General features: G+C 51.3%; 13 protein-coding genes. 5 read left to right on the top strand and 8 right to left on the bottom strand.

The features are described from left to right. Positions 1–16 precede the first annotated feature (16 nt). From AR688_RS00855 to AR688_RS00840, 4 genes are all read left to right on the top strand, one after another. Positions 17–1,504, top strand: a complete 1,488-nt coding sequence (locus AR688_RS00855) for a tryptophan halogenase family protein (protein ID WP_068227872.1) — start codon at positions 17–19, stop codon at positions 1,502–1,504. Between the two features lie 23 nt (positions 1,505–1,527). Further along, complete coding sequence (locus AR688_RS00850; RefSeq protein ID WP_068227870.1) at positions 1,528–2,217, top strand: DUF6445 family protein; 690 nt, start codon at positions 1,528–1,530, stop codon at positions 2,215–2,217. Between the two features lie 202 nt (positions 2,218–2,419). Then, positions 2,420–3,832, top strand: coding sequence for a KAP family P-loop NTPase fold protein (locus AR688_RS00845; protein ID WP_068227868.1), 1,413 nt, complete (start codon positions 2,420–2,422; stop codon positions 3,830–3,832). A gap of 61 nt (positions 3,833–3,893) precedes the next feature. Continuing rightward, entirely contained in the window at positions 3,894–4,367 is a 474-nt protein-coding gene (locus AR688_RS00840; protein ID WP_068227866.1) for a hypothetical protein, read from the top strand. A gap of 64 nt (positions 4,368–4,431) precedes the next feature. Here AR688_RS00840 and AR688_RS00835 read toward each other — a convergent pair whose 3' ends face one another. The 8 genes from AR688_RS00835 to AR688_RS00800 form a co-directional block, all read right to left on the bottom strand. Beyond that, entirely contained in the window at positions 4,432–4,701 is a 270-nt protein-coding gene (locus tag AR688_RS00835) for a type II toxin-antitoxin system RelE/ParE family toxin (RefSeq protein WP_082694641.1), read from the bottom strand. Next, positions 4,688–5,008 carry a type II toxin-antitoxin system RelB/DinJ family antitoxin gene (locus AR688_RS00830; RefSeq protein WP_197412074.1) on the bottom strand — a complete coding sequence of 107 codons (321 nt, stop codon included), beginning with the start codon at positions 5,006–5,008 and terminating at the stop codon, positions 4,688–4,690. Before AR688_RS00830 ends, AR688_RS00835 begins: the two co-directional genes overlap by 14 nt. Before the next feature lie 72 nt (positions 5,009–5,080). Further along, on the bottom strand, positions 5,081–7,036 hold the full coding sequence (locus AR688_RS00825) for a sialate O-acetylesterase (RefSeq protein ID WP_068227862.1): 1,956 nt from the start codon (positions 7,034–7,036) through the stop codon (positions 5,081–5,083). After that, positions 7,024–9,597 carry a glycoside hydrolase family 3 protein gene (locus tag AR688_RS00820; protein ID WP_156420185.1) on the bottom strand — a complete coding sequence of 858 codons (2,574 nt, stop codon included), beginning with the start codon at positions 9,595–9,597 and terminating at the stop codon, positions 7,024–7,026. The genes AR688_RS00825 and AR688_RS00820 overlap by 13 nt, the downstream gene beginning before the upstream one ends. A 52-nt stretch (positions 9,598–9,649) precedes the next feature. Next, complete coding sequence (locus AR688_RS00815; RefSeq protein WP_068227859.1) at positions 9,650–12,121, bottom strand: glycoside hydrolase family 3 N-terminal domain-containing protein; 2,472 nt, start codon at positions 12,119–12,121, stop codon at positions 9,650–9,652. A gap of 14 nt (positions 12,122–12,135) precedes the next feature. Next, the gene (locus AR688_RS00810) at positions 12,136–13,140 is read right to left on the bottom strand and encodes a glycoside hydrolase family 43 protein (RefSeq protein ID WP_068227857.1); all 1,005 of its coding nucleotides are present in this window, start codon (positions 13,138–13,140) and stop codon (positions 12,136–12,138) included. A 5-nt stretch (positions 13,141–13,145) separates the two neighbouring features. Then, positions 13,146–14,663, bottom strand: coding sequence for an MFS transporter (locus tag AR688_RS00805; RefSeq protein ID WP_068227855.1), 1,518 nt, complete (start codon positions 14,661–14,663; stop codon positions 13,146–13,148). Positions 14,664–14,692: 29 nt separating this feature from the next. Then, positions 14,693–16,042 (bottom strand): glycosyl hydrolase family 8, encoded by a 1,350-nt coding sequence (locus AR688_RS00800; protein ID WP_197412073.1) that lies wholly within the window; start codon positions 16,040–16,042, stop codon positions 14,693–14,695. Between the two features lie 137 nt (positions 16,043–16,179). Here AR688_RS00800 and AR688_RS00795 point away from each other — a divergent pair, with 137 nt between their 5' ends. Further along, entirely contained in the window at positions 16,180–17,640 is a 1,461-nt protein-coding gene (locus tag AR688_RS00795; protein WP_269433665.1) for a sugar porter family MFS transporter, read from the top strand. Positions 17,641–17,657 lie beyond the last annotated feature (17 nt).

Raw genomic sequence — 17,657 nt, 5'->3', positions numbered from 1 at the left:
TCACAGGGAGCAGACAATGCAAAGCAATACAGTTAAAAAAGTAGTGATAGCCGGTGGTGGCACCGCCGGTTGGGTAGCTGCAGCCGCCCTGTCAAAACGGTTAAAAGGCTTAATTGATGTAGTGCTGATAGAGTCAGAAGAGATAGGCACAGTCGGCGTGGGCGAATCTACCGTACCACCGGTGCAGCTGTTTCATAATTTGCTCGGTATCAACGAGCAGGAGTTTATGCAGGCTACCGATGCCACCTTTAAACTGGCCATTTCGTTTGAAAACTGGGGCCAGCAGGGCGACCATTATTTCCACCCTTTTGGCGTAACCGGCAAAGGCAGCTTTCTTACCGATTTTCAGCACTACTATTTACACGGTTTAAACCAGGGTATAGCCGCACCTTTTGGCGACTATTGTTACGAGTTACAGGCGGCCAAACAGCATAAGTTTGCTAAAACTGAGCAATCTACCATTAACTATGCCTACCATCTGGATGCCGGCCGGTATGCCCGTTTTTTACGCCGCTTTAGTGAAGACTTAGGGGCGGTGCGCATTGAAGGCAAAATTGCCCAGGTGCAGCAGCATGTGAACGGCGATATCCGCGCTTTGGTGCTGGAGTCTGGCCAGGAAATAATCGGCGATTTGTTTATCGACTGCACCGGCTTTCGCGCCTTGTTAATTGAGCAAACATTAAAAACCGGTTACGAGCGCTGGGATCACTGGTTACCGTGCAACAAAGCGGTAGTAGTGCAAACCGAGCCCGGCCCCACTGTACCGCCTTATACCCGGGCTATTGCCCATGACAGCGGCTGGCAGTGGAAAATACCGCTGCAGCACCGGGTCGGCAATGGTTTGGTGTATGCCAGCGATTATTTATCCGACGACAAAGCCAGACAGCGTTTACTGGATGGCCTGGAAGCACCGGCCATTATGGAGCCCCGCGTACTGAGTTATCAAACCGGCCGGCGTAAAAAACTGTGGCATAAAAACTGTGTTGCTATTGGTTTATCCAGTGGTTTTATTGAACCGCTGGAATCGACCAGTATTTTTCTGTTTATGAGCGGCATTATCCGCTTACTGCGGCTGTTTCCTTTTAACGGCGTTACACCGGCCTTAACCGATGAATATAACCAGCAATCTATTACTGAAGTAGAAAAAATCCGCGACTTTATTATTCTGCATTACCACCAGACCGAACGTACCGACAGTCCGTTCTGGGACTATTGCCGCACAATGACGATCCCGGATTCGCTGGCACACCGCATAGCGTTATTCCGCGAAAGTGCCCACGCCTTTCAAACCGGCGATGAGATGTTCCGGCTCGAATCCTGGAGCCATGTGATGCTGGGTCAGCGGTTACAACCGCAAAGTTATCATCAGTTGGTGGCTGGCCTGGGCAGCGGCGAATTAAGCCGCCATTTACAACAGATCCGCGAAACGATTAACAGCGCCGTACACCGCCTACCGTCGCACCGGGACTTTTTGCGCCAGTACTGCCCGTCTAACCTGACATAGCACCTGACCGAGCATAAACGCAGATGCAGATCACCCGGCTGACGACAGGCAAAGAGCACTCACCGCTGTTGGTGGTAGATAATTTTATACCACAGCCTGAAGCGTTAGTTGAATACGCCTGTGGCCAGCAATATGTTGCCAACTCGCCTTATTATCCGGGCGTACGCTCAGCAGCGCCTGAAAGCTATCGCCAGTTTATGCTGCAAAACCTGCAGGCTGCGTTAATAGATTACTTTGCCCTACCGGCAACGGCGCTGGGCTTTTCGGTGTGCCATTTTTCGCTGGTAACTACACCACCGGCACAACTCAAACTGCTGCAACGTATTCCGCATTTTGACACTACTGAAAAACACGCGCTGGCGGCGGTGCATTACTTATTTCAGGGTGATCAGGGCGGTACTGCCTTTTACCGCCACCGTAAAACCGGTTTTGAAACTATTGATGACAGCCGCACTATGGCGTATTACCGCGCGCTGGAAGCCGAAAACGACGGCCCCAACCTGCCCAAAGCCAGCGATGGTTATATTGGCGGCGATACCGCATTATTTGAGCAAATTGGCGCGCAGCAAGGCATCTTTAACCGGCTGATTATCTACCGCCGCCATGCGTTGCACAGCGGCATTATTACCCCAAACACCAGCTTATCCGCCAACCCGCGTCTGGGCCGGCTAACCATTAGCAGCTTTATTGATATGCAGCCAGAGCGCTTCTAAGAACTACCAATACTTGGTCAGACGGGTTAACCCGTATTTGTCGCCAGCATAACTATCAGCTGTACCTATAAGTTATTGTAAGTTCTAAAGCAGCGGTGTAGTGTTCTGGATATTATCTTTACTAAGACCGAAAAGTCCGTGTTTAAATAAGGACTTCTCCGCCGAAATAAGTATTAACTCACGCTACATAGGAAGTTATTAGATGGAATTTAAAGCTCGAAAAGTTCTCATAGACCCCGCCAGACCATTTGAAAACGACTGTCTATCGCGTAGCGGTGATGTTGAGAATCTATCTTTGCTTCTAAGAAACATGACGTCACCTATTGTAATGTCCGTTAATGCTCCATGGGGCCATGGAAAAACAACCTTTCTAGAAATGCTACATGCAGATCTGAAACTAAATAACTGTAAGTCAGTGTTTTTCAGCGCTTGGGAAACAGACTTTGCTAGCGACCCACTATTGGCTTTCCTCGGAGAAATCAATCAGGAGATCAAACGGTTAATAAATGGAGATAAAGTAAAGAACAAGGCATGGGAGAGTGCAAAAAAGGCTGGGGTCCACATACTTAAAAAGGGAATACCAGCGCTAGTGAAACTAGGTACTGCAGGCGTAATAGATGCTGAGAAAATATTAGGAGATGAAGCGGCAAATTTATCTGAATCGTTATCAAAAGACCTAATTGATGAATATTCTAAAAACAAAAGCGCCATCGTTGAGTTCAAAGAAAACCTAAAAAAAATACTAGCTTGTGAAACTGGTGAGTCTGAAAACCTATATATATTTGTCGACGAACTAGATAGGTGTAGGCCAACCTATGCTATTGAGCTTCTCGAACGAATAAAACACTTACTTGATGTAGATGGCTTGGTGTTTATACTGGCAATGGATAAAGAGCAATTATCACACAGTGTTAAAGCAATATATGGTAATGACTTTGAGTCTAAAGGCTACCTAAAAAGGTTTATCGATATTGAATATGAATTACCGAATTCAGAGCTAGACGCATTTATTGATAAGTTCTACAAGAGATTTGGGTTTGATCAGTTCTTTGAAAAAAGGAAAAAATACCGAGCATTCCAGTATGATTATGATCACTTGAAAAATGTCTTTAAGCTTATAGCCAAGGCAAAAAGTTATTCCCTAAGGGAAATAGAACAACTTATCGCTCGTATCAATTTGGTCATTCATTCTACAAATGAAAATACATACATATACCCGGCACTTCTAACATTTTTAATAACAGCAAAGGATTCAAGCTCAGAGCTATATCGAGACTTCATCAATCCAAGCTCAACGCCAGAGAGAGCCATTGATTATTTGTACTCTATAGTTCCTGAACAGGAACGCCTTGAGTCCTTCGAGTGCGCGTTGATTGAAGGTTTTTTGCTGGCGGCAAAGAGTAGTCATTTTAGAGCCAACCTTGGTGATTGTTTAGATAAGCACAAGCGAAATCTAAAAGATGAAAAGTGTGAGGAAAAATTGCGACATTATTCTGATAGGGTAGTTCGTATAGCACAAAGGCCTGTTGAAGATGATAATAGTGTCGCACTAGATAGCTTGATCTCAAGGATAGAACTATCGGACAAATTTAAATTTGGCGGAGACGAGAGCTAACAAACAAAGGCAGCCGACACTTAACGTACGGCGGCTTTGGGCGTTGTAAATAGGAGGAGTAATGATCAAAGATATCTGGGAATGGATACAACACGTGAATTCTTCGCATAGAAAATTACGTCTATCTTGCTCCGTCTTTGCCGAACATTTCAACGGTTTTTACTCGCCTGACTTTCTCAAGACAGCATTTTTCGTTGTTACGGACGAAATTCCGAAGCCTAATTTTCCACAACTTCGGGAAGCAGGTTTAGGAGACTTCATCGACATGGATGTTGGAGGTATTACTTACAACGATACCTATTACGTAAAGAAAGAAGCCGCAAACAATCTTCGGCTTCACTTCCATGAATTGGTTCATGTGTTGCAATGGCGAGAGCTAGCCCCTCAAGGTTTCATAGAACGCTATATTCAAGAAATTCAAAGTTTTGGGTATGACAACGCACCCCTAGAAAAAATGGCTTATGCGTTAGATGGGCACTATCAAAGCAAGGGGCGGCACCTCAGCGTTGAGCAATTTGTTCGAGAAAATTTATAACTATTCGCATCACTCTGGCGCACTAAAGTGCGCCAGAGAGGAGGTTATAAAGTCTTTGGTGTAACTAGAAAATTTCGCTGTGAGAACCAATTCTGGCAAGTTGCAAGGTGTTATTAGCAATTCTGTAGATTAAAACGAGGTCTGGCTTGATGTGGCAATCTCTAAAGCCGAGCCAATTTCCACTAAGGGGATGATCAACATTTTTTGCGGCAAGCGCTTCGCCGCGCTGCAGCCGGGAGATTATATTCCCAACTTCCAGAATGTCGGGAATAGGCATCTTAGCAATTTTTTTGAAATCCTTTTTAAACTGAGTTGAATACTCAAGGGTGAGCACTTTGTACTTTGCCTTCGGTTAACTCATCTAACATGGCATCAACAGATTTGCTTTGCTGGCCTTTACCTGCTGCCAGTTCTTGCATTGCAGCTACAGTGGTTTCATTTGGCTGGCGTGCTTTAATCGCAAAAGGTATACCGCCATGATTGATCACAGCACGCGCAAATAGCTTGATTGCCTGAGACGGGCTTAGGCCGACATCATCACAAATGTTGGTAAATGCGACTTTTGTGTCATGATCGATGCGTGTGCTAAGCATTTCACTTTTCATGATAACTATTCCAAAGTGTGTTGCAATGTCAGACATTGTAGCACATGGTTAGACTATCAGATAACAAACGGCCGTTCGCGCTCACTTACCACCCTGCTACAGCTGTAATTACTTTGGCTGGTAAATAAACGGCGATGCCGGTAGGCCTGCGCTGTTGTACAGCACCGCATCCGGGTTATCGGCCCAGGCGTAGCGTACTTGTACCGGCGCGGTAATATCAGCATGCGACAGCACTAATTGTTTACCCTGTAGCTGTACCTGCGCCCAGCGATATTCGCCGTCGCTGCCGGCGATAGCAAAGCTCTGCCCGGGTTTTAGTACCAGTTGCTGATCAAAGCTAAGCAGCAATTTATTGCCCTGCACCTGTACTGACAACAACTGCGGCCCCTGATACGGCACGTCTTCACCCAGTACCACCGCCCTCGCGGCTAAAGCCAGGCGCTGGCCTAAGGTTTTTTTATCTACCGGATGAATATCGTTCCATTCGCCAACATCAATCGCCACCACCATAGCGGTATCAGGTTCGGTTAAGCTCTGGCGCTGCGCTTCGCGTAACCCGGCCCAGTGGCTGTCGGTCGGCTCTGGCGTTTTTTCCAGATAGTTGGCCAGTTGGACAAATAAAAACGGCAACGGCTGTTGTTGGCCGCTGTTTTGCGCCCATTTTGCCCGCCAATCGCGGATCATCGCGCTAAAACGCGGCTGATACTGCTCATACTGGCCAACATTAGATTCACCCTGATACCAGATCACGCCTTTAACCGGCAGATAGGTTAACGGCGCGGTTAAGCCATTAAATAAGCCCAGCGGTTTCCAGCGGATAAAGGTATCACTGGGCAAAGGCTCTGCCTCAGCTGAGCTGTGCATTTTCCACGGTCCGCTTAAATCCAGCTTATTGTTATCTGTGCCGAGCCAATAGGGTTTATCCGGCATTAAGCCGGTTTTACCATTGGTGGCGGTAATACGCACTGCCAGCAGGTTGTTACCGGCTTTAAGCAGATTTTCAGGTACGGCATAACGGCGCGGCGGGTACTGATAGGTAGTATTGCCCACCAAGGTGCCATTGATATACACCTCATCGGCATCGACGATAGAGCCAAGCCGTAAGGTATTTGCCTCTGCCGCCTGTTTGGCAGTTAGCTGCACCGTTTTACGCAACCACCAGACACCGGTAAAGGGTTCAGGCCGAAAACCCGGCACGCTAAAGCTGGCCCAGTTGCTGTCGTCCAACGCGGTGCTATACCAGGGCGTTTTGCTGGTTAAGCCCGCATCACGCTGCTGTAAATCACCATACCACTTGGCATTTTTTGCCTTGTCGGCCTCAGTCACCGCCTGGATCAGCTTATCATCGCGAAAACGGATAGCTTCGGCCAGCGCATCAGGAAATGGCTGCAGCGCCTGCTCGCTCATCCAGGCTTCAACCGGTGAGCCACCCAGCGCATTATTTAAAATGCCGATGGCTACGCCGTCATCTGCGGCAACAGAATGTTCAAACAGCTCGCGGGCAAAATAAAATGCCAGTGCAGAAAATTCGGCAATAGTATCCGGGCTGGCGGCAACCCAGTGGCCGCTGCTGAAATCCTGCTGCGGTGTTTTAAAATTGTAATGTTGCGGCACTTTAAACTGGCGGATTAACGGATAGCTGGCGGCGGTTAAATCCTGCGGATAGGCCTCGGCTAGCCGTGCCATCTCCATTTCCATATTAGACTGGCCCGATGCCACCCAGACATCACCAAAATAGATATCCTGCAGCGTCATCTGATTATGGCCGTGAAAGCTCAGCTGATAAGGCCCACCGGCAGCTTGTGCTGGCAGCTTAAGCTGCCAGCGGCCGTTGGCAGGCTTTGCCTGCCCCACGGCTTTGCCATTAAAGCGCACTTCAACAGTTTCGTCAGCAGCAGCCCAGCCCCACAGCGTAATAACAGTGTCGCGCTGCAACACCATACCATCGCTAATCAGTTTTGGCAGGCTGACATCGGCAGTTGCCAGCGGGCTAAGCAGCAGTGCAATACACAAACTGGCTTGCCTGAGCCCTGCCCTACTGTTGCCGGGCTTTAGTTGCCACATGTGGCGTTGCCTTCGTTTTGCGCCAGCCGCACATTGGCCAGTTGCAATACCAGGCCAGCGCCACCTTGCAGCACCATCGGCCGGGTAACTTTACTGATATCAAAGGTGCTGTCGGCTTCACTAAAGCAGCGCAGTGCAATTTTCATACTCTGCCAGCCCTTACCCTGCATTTGCGCCAGTTGGCCGCTGATATCAATATTGGCACTGCAGTTGTCGCCGCATTGCATGCCAAGCGTGGCGTTGCTGTTGCCCAGTGCCAGCACCTGGTATTCCAGCTCCAGCGCCATATCGCCGTTAGACTGGCGGGCTAAATCCAGCACCACACCATCGGCATGGGTTAGCAGCACTGTACCGGGTTGCACAAAGCTGAGCGTCACCGAGTCTTCCTGCTGCAGCCGATCTGTGGCAGTGGCCGTTAAGGCGCCACGGGCCGAGGTATGCAGGGCGTCTGTTACCCGCGTGATCTGGCCCTGATCGAGCAATTGCAACTGCCAGGGTGTTACGGCTTTACCGGCATGCAGATAACGGCTGGCATTGAGCATTTGATCAGCGCTGATACCGGCGTTTTCATGCAGAGGCCCCAGCACTGTGTTGTCAGCGTAGTTCAATCCATAGCCGTAGGCAAACAGCGGCTTGTAGCCCACATCGCCCACGTTAAGCGGCTCGCCTTTGGCGTTATCCGGCCAGGAGAATGACAGTTTGCCCTGAAAATCATGCTGCACTTCACCTGCAGGCGCGCGGAACAGCACATCGGCCACAGCTGCGCCTTCAGTGCCGGGTAAAAATGCCGCAACAAAAGCATCAGACTGATTCAGCTCAGGGTTAACCCACAACGGCCGGCCGGATAAAAACACCGCCACGGTGGGAATACCCTGGCTTTTTAGTTGGGTAAGAATTTGCAGCCCGCGGTTATCGTCAAACGCCAGATGGCTGCGATCGCCAATAAACTCGGCATAGGGCTCTTCACCAAATACCACTATGGCGACGTCAGGGCGCTGGCTGTAACGGCCGTTTTCGCTAAGCTCAACACTGCCGCCCCCGGCAGTAACGGTTTGCAGAATACCGGCATAAACAGACTCGCCATTAGGAAAATCGCTGTTGGCATTGCCAGAGCCCTGCCAGCTGAGTGTCCAGCCGCCGCTTTGCTTACCGATATTATCGGCACCATCGCCCGCCACCAGCACCCGGCCTGTGGTGTTTAACGGCAACAACTGTTGATTATTTTTCAGCAATACCAGTGATTTACGCGCAGCCTCACGTGCCAGTGCCCGGTGCTGTGCATTACCCAGCAGTTCATAACGCCCGGCCAGTGGCCGCTCAGAGGGTTTTACCTGCTCAAATAAGCCCATTTCTGCCTTAATACGCAGTATGCGCAGTACGGCCTCGTCCAGCCGGGCCATCGGCAGGCGGCCGTCTTTTACCTGTGCCAGCGTATTGGCATACAATGCCTGCCAGCTATCCGGCGCCATATACATATCCAGCCCGGCAATAACCGAGGCCGCACAATCTGTTGGTGTACAACCGCTTATCTGGCCGTGGCCGTTCCAGTCGCCTACCACAAAGCCGTCAAAGCCCATCCGGCCAACCAAAACGTCGGTCAGCATAGGGGCAAAACCGTGCATTTTATCACCATGCCAGCTGTTGTAAGACGCCATTACCACGCGCGCACCGGCCTTAATGGCACTGTAGTAAGGTGGTGCATGTATGTCGCGCAGGCCGGTTTCAGTATCAATATTGTCGCCCTGATCTTTGCCGCCTACGGTACCGCCATCACCCAAAAAGTGTTTTACCGTCGCCAGCATATGCTCACCGCGCAAAAAGTCTGCAGCGCCCGGCATACCCTGAATACCCTGCAGAATATGCGGCGCATAGCTGGCGACCAATGCCGGATCTTCACTGTACGATTCATAAGTGCGGCCCCAGCGGTCATCGCGCGCTACCGCGATAGTTGGCGCAAAGGTCCAGTCCAGCCCGGTTACCTGCATTTCAACGGCGGTAGCACGGCCAATAGCATGCAATAGCTGGGGTTCGCGCATGGCGCCCAGGCCAATATTATGCGGAAAAATCGTCGCACCTTTCACATTGCTGTGGCCGTGCACGGCATCGGTCCCCCAGATCACCGGAATATAAGGCCGGCCATCGCTGGTGTCAGTGCTGGCCTGCCAGAAAGCATCGGCCAGTTGCAACCAGGCCGCGGCACCAACACGGTTATCGCGCCCCGGTGCCGAGTTGCCACCGTTTAGCACCGAGCCCAGATAATAATCGCGCACCTGCTGTGGTGTAACCGAGGCAATATCAGCCTGAATAATCTGGCCGACTTTCTGCTCCGGCGTCATCTGGCTGAGCAAAGCGGTAATTTTGTCTTCTATCTGCTGGTTACGCGCAATCGGCGCACTTTGCAGTGGCCAGTTTTGCGGCTGGATCAGCGGTTTTTCTGCGCCCGGGCTGCTGCCATCAGGCGCTTGCCCGGCACAACCAACCAGCGCCAAACTGCAGGCTAATGCCAGTGTCAGCATGGCCGATAGCTGGCCACTGCCGTGATATTGCTTGCTTTGTTGCATAATTCCTCCCGCCAGTGCGGTTAGTTATGTTGTGATATGCCCACCGCGGTTATTAATTGCTGATCACGGCCTGGCTCAGATACGCCTTATTGTTAGCTACCTCAGTCACGTCACCTTTGATAACAAAACTGCCTTTTAAGCGGATGTCTGCCGACGAGCTACCCAGCATCAGGCGGATTTCGCCCGGTTCCACTACCCAGCGCATGTGCTGATCAAAAAACGCCAGCAGGTTAACCGGCACGGTAAACCGCAGTGTGGCCTGCTCGCCGGGCTGCAGCGGCACCCGTTTAAAACCGGTTAACTGCTGCACCGGCCGGGTGACACTGGCCAGCGGATCATTAATATACAACTGCACCACTTCAGTACCCTGGCGCTGGCCGTTGTTTTGCACGGTCAGGCTGATCTGCACTTCACCATTGGCGCGGGCGTCGCTGGCGTCAATTTGCAAATCGCTGTAGGTAAAGCTGGTGTAGCTTAGGCCATGACCAAACGGGTATAACGGGCTCATGTCGTCAAATAAATAGCCGCGTTTGGCAGAGGCTTTATGGTTGTAATAGCTGGGAATATGGCCGGCACTGCGCGGGAATGTCAGCGGTAACTTGCCAGACGGGTTAACATCGCCAAACAGCACATTGGCTACAGCAGCACCGGTTTCCTGCCCCAGATACCAGGCTTCAATAATTGCCGGTGCTGTTTCGGCCAACTCGCCCAGCGCCAGCGGCCGGCCGTTAGTCAGCAGCAGTACTACCGGTTTGCCGGTGGCCAGAACCGCCTGTGCCAGTTGCAGCTGGTTACCTACCAGTTCTAAACTGGTGCGGTCGCCCAAATGGCTTTCGGCCCAGGCTTCGCGCGATAAACCTTCGTTTTCACCTAACACCAGCACCACCGCATCGGCGGTTTTTGCCAGCGCAACAGCTTCGTCCAGCAAGCCTTTACGATCATTGTCGGTCGCCAGTGCTATAGGATCGTAGTTCCAGCGCTGCATAGAAAACGTACCTGCCGCCTGGCTGCGCTGGCGGATATCTGAGGTAATAAAGGCCTGATTCTCTTCCTGCGCTGTGGCAGCGGTTACTGCTTTGGTAAGCTGCTTTGTAAGAACCGTACCGCGGGCAAACTGCACCTTTGCCTTGCCCTGCAGTTTTTGTTTTAAGCCCTGATAAATGCTAACAGTCTGGCGCGGAATACTGCTGTAACCGCCCAGCAACACTTCATCGGCATGCGGGCCAATGACCGCCAGCTTGCTGATTTTTGCTGCATTTAGCGGCAAGATGCCGTTATTTTTTAGCAACACCATCGATTTTTCGGCCACCCGCCGGGCAAAATCGCGCTCTGTGACAGCGCCTACCAACGCATTGGCCTGGCTGGCATCAACATAGGGATTGTCAAACAAGCCAAGGCGGAATTTCAGCGCCAGTACGCGGCGCACTGCGGTGTCTATCGCGCTTTCGTCTAACTGGCCACTTTGCACCAGTGCCGTTAAATGCGGGAAAGTTTTCGGATCCGGCGTTTCCATATCCACCCCGGCCAGCAAAGCGGCTTTGGCAGCTGCGGCCTCGGTGTCGTACAAACTATGGCGGCTGTTCAGCTCTTCAATAGCAAAATAATCGCTGACAATAACGCCGTTAAAACCCCATTCCTTGCGCACTATATCTTGCAATAAGGCGCGGTTAACATGCGATGGAATACCATCAATTTCATTGTACGACGCCATAATACTGGCGGCATGTGCCAGCTTTACTGCTGCTTCAAACGGCGGTAAAAACACCTCATGCAGCTCACGCGGGGCTATATGTGCCGGGGCAATATTTAACCCGGCCTGCGGCTGACCATGGCCGGTAAGATGCTTTAATGTGGCGACGACTTTATCTGGCGCAAACTGGCCGGTTTTACCGGTTTTGCCCTGAAAGCCTTGTACTGCTGCGACCCCCATGGCCGACATCAGGTATGGATCTTCGCCCATGGTTTCTTCAATCCGGCCCCAGCGCGGGTCGCGGGCAATATCCAGAATGGGCGTTAAGGCCCAGTGTGCGCCGGTAGCGCGCATCTCGCGGGCGGCCAGTGCATACACATCGTGCATATCGTCTGGCGACCAGCTACTGGCCAGCGCTATTGCCTGCGGAAAGCTGGTGGCATCAAAGGCGGCATAGCCATGCAGTGCTTCTTCGTGCATCAGCGCCGGAATACCCAGCCGGGTATTTTCCTTTAGCCAGCGCTGCAGTGCGTTGTTAAATTCTGCCGTTTGCTGTGGCGTTTTAAATTCACTCGGCCGGCCAATATGGCCAATGCCAAGCGGGATAATTTGTGCCGCTTTGTTGGCTAAAAACTGCTGTTGCTGGTTTTCCATACCTCGGCGCTGTTGCCAAACCGTTTGCAGCTGGGCGACTTTTTCTTCCAGCGTCATCCGTGCCAGTAAATCGTCCACCCGTTGTTCGGTGCTCAGGCTGGCGTTTTGATAAGGCTGTTGTGCTAACACAGTAAATACTGCGCTAACCCCTAATAGTGCTACAAGCAGTTGCCTGGCCATGCGGTGCCTCCTGTTTAGTCGCGGTACGGTGTTAAGGTACGGATCCGGCCCTGGGCGTCATGCTGCAGTTCAGCCATTTTTACCGAGCGCAAATGGGTTACCCCTTCAGACAGCACCGAGTCGTGGTAAAACAGATACCATTTGCCGTTAAATTCGCAGATAGAATGATGGGTAGTCCAGCCGATTACCGGTTCCAGAATGCGCCCCTGATAAGTAAAGGGGCCATAGGGGCTGTCGCCGGTGGCGTAGCAAAGAAAGTGCGTATCGCCGGTAGAATAAGAAAAGTAGTATTTACCGTTATATTTATGCAGCCAGGACGCTTCAAAAAAGCGCCGCTCAGTATCACCGGCCAGTAATGGCTGGCCGTGTTCGTCCAGAATCAAAATTTCGCGCGGTGCTTCGGCAAATTCCAGCATATTGTCGGTCAGCCGGGCCACTTCCGGCCCCAGTGCCGGCTCATCGGCAGCCGGTTCGGCATATTGTGCATCATAGCGGTTATTGCGGTACTGCTGTAACTGGCCGCCCCAGATGCCGCCAAAGTACAGATAATAGCTGCCGTCATCGTCGGCAAATACAGCCGGGTCTATCGAGTAACTGCCCTGTATCGGTTGTGGCTGTGCCGTAAAAGGCCCGGCTGGGCTATCACCGGTTGCTACGCCCAGCTGAAAGCGGCCATCGGCTTTTTTCGCCGGAAAATAAAAATAATATTTATCGCCTTTTTTTGCCGCATCCGGTGCCCACATTTGCCGCTCGGCCCAGGGTACGTCGTTAATATGCAGTGCTACGCCGTGATCCACAGCAAGGGCATCCGGGCCGTCCAGCGACAGCACGTGGTAATCCTGCATAGCAAAATGATCGCCGTTGTCGTTAAACGGGATGCCGGCATCAATATCATGCGACGGGTAAATATAAATACGGCCGTCAAATACATGCGCTGACGGGTCGGCAGTATAAATATGCTCTACCAGTGGCTGCGAAATTGCTTTGGCTTTTAGTGCTTTATAATCGGTCTCGGACATTAGCGTTATTCCCCCTGCAGCAAACCGGCCGCGGCGCGCCGCTGGCTTAGCTCTTGTTCAATCTGAATTTCTTTATGTTTATTAATTTCATAAACAAACATGCAAGCCACACCGAGTAAAAACGGCAGCGCCGCATATAAACTGACCGACAGTTTAATGCCGTTAATGGTGTCTTCTGCCTGGGTGGCTAACAGGGCGTCATAACCGTAGTGCGCCAGAATGCCGGCTACCAGAGCGCCGCCAATGCTCAGCCCCAGTTTAAGGCCAAAAATCATCGCTGAAAAAATAATGGCAGTGGCACGGCGATGGTTTTTCCACTCGGAATAATCGGCTACGTCGGCAATCATGGCCCACAGCAGCGGAATAGTAATGCCGTAAAAAAAGCCGTGCAGCAGCTGCGATAAAAACACCAGACCAATGGCATCGGGCGGCAGCAAATAAAACAGCAGAATAAACAGCGTAGAAATAAACAGCGCCACAGCAAACACATCACGCTTGCCAAACCTGTCGGCCAGTGGCTTGGCAAAGCTAATGCCGATAATCATGCAGATAATGCCACCGGCATTAAACAGGCTAAAACCGGAAGTAGGCGCGTCTTTCGGCCAGAGAAACTCGTTTAAGCCCATGTCGGTAAGCATACTGTTAAGCCCGGCAATAAAGCGGTTAAAGCCGATGTCATCGAGAAAACCGGCAATATGGGCTTCACTAAGATAATGTTCAAAATAAAAAATATACATGCCGCCTTTTAGCGCCAGCGTAATAAACACCAGCACGGTTAACAGCAGCAGAATAAACCAGGGCTTGTTGTGTATCAGATCGCCTAAGTCATCACGGATACTGGAGGCACCGCTGCTAAGGGTAAGCACCCGCTCTTTGGTGGTAATAAAGGTGATCAGAAAAAAAGCGATGCCAACACAGGCAAACAGCGTCATGGTGTTTTCAAAGCCCACCGCTTTATCGCCATCACCAAGGATCAGCACCAGCGGCAGCAACAACGCCTGAATAATAAACTGCGCCACCATTACAGCCACAAAGCGGTAGGCCGACAGGCTGTTACGTTCGGCCATATTGCCGGTAAGTACGCCGCTTAATGCCGAATACGGCAGGTTATTGGCTGAATACACCAGCACCAGCAACACATAAGTAGTAAAAGCATAAATAATTTTACCCTGCGGGCTAAAATCGGGCGTGCTGAACGCCAGCAACGCAATAACGCCAAACGGCACGGCTGTCCATAAGATCCAGGGCCTGAACTTACCCCAGCGGGTTTGCGTGCGGTCGGCAATCAGCCCCATCACCGGGTTAAAGCAGGCGCCAATCACTCCGCCGAAAAAGATAATCGCCGCCGCCGAGCCGGCCGGGATCTGATAAACGTCGGTATAGAAAAAAGCCAGAAAGGTCATCAGTGTCTGAAAGATCAGATTAGCCGCCAAGTCACCGAGGCTATAGCCAATTTTTTCTGTCACACTGAGTTTTTCTGTCGTGCTGAGTTTTGCTGTAGCACCTGGGCTAGCTGTTTGCATCTTTGTCTGCCTGTTGATTATCGTTGTTTTTATTCTGTTTTATCTGTTTGTTGTGCGGGTAACCAGGCCTGAAACTGCCCGCTTACATGCAACAATGCCAGCATATACAACATGCCATCATAGTAACGGTAATGGCCCTCTGGCACTGGCAGCTGCCACAGGGCCTGCACAAATTTACCGGCATCCGGCCCTGTAGCCGCCAGGCTGGCCACAGCATTCATTGCCACTAAGCCACTTTGCTGGGTGTTATCCAGCTTTTTGCCGTCCAGGCTGTACTGGCTGCTGTAACGGCTTAAACCTTCGCTAACAAAAAACGCCTGCAGCCGGTTGCTTAGCTCTACTGCTCTGGCATCCATGCGCCACCAGTTCCAGTCAAACGACCAGTTCATCGCTGTGCGCCAGGCATCAAAACGAAAATCGGCCGACTCGGGCCGCCATGACGCTGCCCAGGGGCTGCCATCAAAATTGCCGTAATCTGGTGTCAGGCCGGTTGCCGGGTGCGCTGCCTTGCTGAAATAATCGCGGCTAACTTGCGCAGCCTTTTGCCAGAATGCCCGGTCGGCTTCTGGCCCCATTCTGGCCCACACTTCATAAAAAGCCGGTAAATGGTATGAGGCATCGGTATGGTCGGCATTGGCTAAATCGGGTGTAAAGCGCACCATGGCATACTCAGGATGAAACAGGTTAGTGGCGGTTTGGCTGCCGCGCTGGGTCTGGCCGGTGATAAGGTTGCGATGGCGCATATGCTGCAGCAATTCATCGGCCTTGGCCTTGTACTGGTAAATACCGGCCCCGTCACCCCAGCGCACTGAGGCAAAATATAACGCCGTGGCAAAGTATTCTTCGCCATCGGGCGCAGGCATTTCATCCAGCGCTACACCGTCGGTACCTACAGACCAGGCAAAGTAGCCATAAGCCGGGTGTGCCGGGTTGGCCTGAAACATATGGCTGACAGCCCAGTTCCACAGCGCATTAAATTCGGCCTGTTTGTTCAGCTGTACCGCTATCATCATGCCGTACGACATACCCTCAGAGCGCACATCATTATTATTAATATCTGCGATATACGCCTTGGCACCCTGGGCATTACTGCCATCAGCAAAGTACAGCGCCTGGCTATCTGGTGCGCCATAAAACAGCTGGTTAAAAGCCTGGTTAATTTTGGCGTTAATGGCCTGTTGGCTATAGCCCTGCTCAGCAAATAAATTAGCGTAACGGCCACTAACAGCACTGCCCTGTTCTGGCTGCTTTGCCTCAACATTCACTGCCTGCCGGTTAGCCGTACAGCCCGGCAATACCGATAGCACCGATAACAAAAACAGGCTGCAGGCCAGCATCAGCGGCTTAGTTAACGGCAGTATTTTTGCTGCAGGCATCATGGATATTGCTACTTTTATAATGACAATCTGACCTTACCATACAATGCCAGACCACTTAGCGGATTAACGAAATGTACTGAAAGAATTATGTTTTTTAACAAGCACACTGCTTAAGTACAGATTAAACTTTATGCTGCTTGCAGATAACTACAATAACAGGAGTCACAATTTTGCAGCCTAACTCAGTCACCGCAGCGCTCACTGCGACAGAAGCCGATAACCGCGGTTTTATTTTATTTATTACTATAGTCGCCACCTTAGGTGGCTTTTTGTTTGGCTACGACAGCGGGGTAATTAACGGCACCGTTGATGGCCTGCAGCAGGCGTTTAACTCGCAAAGTGCCGGTACCGGCTTTAACGTCGCCAGTATGCTGCTGGGCTGCGCCGTTGGGGCTTTCTTTGCCGGGCGTCTCGCCGATGTCAGCGGCCGGCGTACCTTACTGCAGGTAGCGGCAGTGTTTTTTGTTATCAGCGCCTGGGGCTCGGGCGTGGCAGACAGTTCGCTGGAGTTTGTGTTTTACCGTATTCTCGGCGGTTTAGCCGTGGGTGCTGCCTCGGTGATGGCACCGGCTTATATCTCTGAAGTGGCGCCGGCGCGTTATCGTGGCATGCTCACCACAGTGCAACAAATTGCCATTATCTTTGGCCTGTTTATGGCCTTTATCAGCAACTATCTGCTGGCAAAATTCGCCGGCGCCTCCACCGCTGTGCTGTGGCTGGATTTTGCCGCCTGGCGCTGGATGTTCTGGATGGAGCTTATTCCGGCAGTGCTGTTTTTACTGATGCTGTTGTTTATACCGGAAAGCCCGCGTTTTCTGGTACTAAAAGGCAAAACGGCGCTGGCGAAAACGGTGTTAACCCGGTTGTATGGCGACACGGCAGCAACGCGCAAATTAACCGAGATCCAGCAGTCGCTGGAGGGCAATCATCAACCACAGCTGCGCGATTTATTCGATAAGCAAAGCGGTAAATTACGCCGTATTGTCTGGGTTGGTATTGGCCTGGCGACCTTCCAGCAGTTAGTTGGTATTAATGTGGTGTTTTATTACGGCGCTGTGCTGTGGCAGGCGGTGGGCTTTTCCGAATCAGACGCGCTGCTAATTAACGTGATCAGCGGCGCACTAAGCATTGCCGCCTGCGTTATTACGCTGTTGGTTATTGATAAAATTGGCCGCAAGCCGTTGCTGAAATGGGGTTCGGTGGGTATGGCCATTACGCTGGCGCTGATGGTGCTGGCGTTTGCCAATGCCGATCAGGACGCCAACGGTCGGCTGTTACTTGGCGATTGGGGTATAGTGGCGCTGATTAGTGCCAATGCTTATGTGTTCTTTTTTAATATGTCCTGGGGCCCGGTAATGTGGGTGATGCTGGGCGAGATGTTCCCCAACCAGATCCGCGGCTCAGGCCTGGCGGTAAGTGGCCTGGCGCAGTGGAGCAGTAACTTCCTTATTACCATGACCTTTCCGCTGTTATTAAGCGGCATAGGCTTAGCCGGTGCTTACGGTTTATATACGCTGGGCGCGTTTTGCTCAATATTCTTTGTCGCCAAAATGGTGCATGAAACCAAAGGTACAGAGCTGGAAGATATGCAGGGTTAAAGCGGTGTGCACCAGAT

It is taken from the genome of Rheinheimera sp. EpRS3, assembly GCF_001513785.1.
In the GTDB taxonomy this organism is placed as follows: Bacteria; Pseudomonadota; Gammaproteobacteria; order Enterobacterales; family Alteromonadaceae; genus Alishewanella.
Note: the sequence above shows the minus strand (reverse complement) of the source record. Positions and strands in the feature narration are given on the sequence as shown.

What these genes read in the sequence shown, in the direction of transcription:
- AR688_RS00855 (WP_068227872.1), top strand. Translation starts at nt 17, where the DNA reads ATGCAAAGCAATACAGTTAAAAAAGTAGTGATAGCCGGTGGTGGCACC.
- AR688_RS00850 (WP_068227870.1), top strand. Translation starts at nt 1,528, where the DNA reads ATGCAGATCACCCGGCTGACGACAGGCAAAGAGCACTCACCGCTGTTG.
- AR688_RS00845 (WP_068227868.1), top strand. Translation starts at nt 2,420, where the DNA reads ATGGAATTTAAAGCTCGAAAAGTTCTCATAGACCCCGCCAGACCATTT.
- AR688_RS00840 (WP_068227866.1), top strand. Translation starts at nt 3,894, where the DNA reads ATGATCAAAGATATCTGGGAATGGATACAACACGTGAATTCTTCGCAT.
- AR688_RS00830 (WP_197412074.1), bottom strand. Translation starts at nt 5,008, where the DNA reads ATGTCTGACATTGCAACACACTTTGGAATAGTTATCATGAAAAGTGAA.
- AR688_RS00825 (WP_068227862.1), bottom strand. Translation starts at nt 7,036, where the DNA reads ATGTGGCAACTAAAGCCCGGCAACAGTAGGGCAGGGCTCAGGCAAGCC.
- AR688_RS00820 (WP_156420185.1), bottom strand. Translation starts at nt 9,597, where the DNA reads ATGCAACAAAGCAAGCAATATCACGGCAGTGGCCAGCTATCGGCCATG.
- AR688_RS00815 (WP_068227859.1), bottom strand. Translation starts at nt 12,121, where the DNA reads ATGGCCAGGCAACTGCTTGTAGCACTATTAGGGGTTAGCGCAGTATTT.
- AR688_RS00810 (WP_068227857.1), bottom strand. Translation starts at nt 13,140, where the DNA reads ATGTCCGAGACCGATTATAAAGCACTAAAAGCCAAAGCAATTTCGCAG.
- AR688_RS00805 (WP_068227855.1), bottom strand. Translation starts at nt 14,663, where the DNA reads ATGCAAACAGCTAGCCCAGGTGCTACAGCAAAACTCAGCACGACAGAA.
- AR688_RS00800 (WP_197412073.1), bottom strand. Translation starts at nt 16,042, where the DNA reads ATGATGCCTGCAGCAAAAATACTGCCGTTAACTAAGCCGCTGATGCTG.